The 374-nt window shown below is 59.1% G+C and carries 1 protein-coding gene; it reads left to right on the forward strand.

Features of this window, described 5'->3' with window-relative positions; all coding sequences use genetic code 11:
- Positions 1-61: 61 nt before the first annotated feature.
- Positions 62-268 carry a helix-turn-helix domain-containing protein gene (locus CQ12_RS36885; protein WP_041482670.1) on the forward strand — a complete coding sequence of 69 codons (207 nt, stop codon included), beginning with the start codon at positions 62-64 and terminating at the stop codon, positions 266-268.
- The last annotated feature ends 106 nt before the right edge of the window (positions 269-374 follow it).

The raw sequence follows: 374 nt of genomic DNA on the forward strand, positions 1-374 counted from the left end.
GTGATGGCGTTGATTGCGCTACCCAGCGGGTTAATGAGCGTCGGCTACACAAGGCCAATCGATGACCGCCAAACAGTTCCAAGCCGCTATCGACCGCCTCGGCCTTTCACAGGTCGGGGCGGCGCGCCTATTGGGTGCAGACCCGCGCACGGCTCGCCGCTGGGCGTTGGGCGAACGATCTGTGCCAGAGCCGGTCGCCATCCTTCTGCGTCTGATGGTTGCCGGCAAGATCGCCGCCGACGATATCGAGACCCATCGCAGATCATGAGCAGCATGTTGGTATGACACGATGACCAAATACAGCACGCTATATTTCGAGGAACAGGCGGCTCGGAAAAAGACTCAGCGCGAGCTGGAAGAAGTCAACCAGAAAT

Origin of the sequence: Bradyrhizobium jicamae (assembly GCF_001440395.1) — a bacterium.
Taxonomy (GTDB): Bacteria; Pseudomonadota; Alphaproteobacteria; order Rhizobiales; family Xanthobacteraceae; genus Bradyrhizobium; species Bradyrhizobium jicamae.

What these genes read in the sequence shown, in the direction of transcription:
- CQ12_RS36885 (WP_041482670.1), top strand. Translation starts at nt 62, where the DNA reads ATGACCGCCAAACAGTTCCAAGCCGCTATCGACCGCCTCGGCCTTTCA.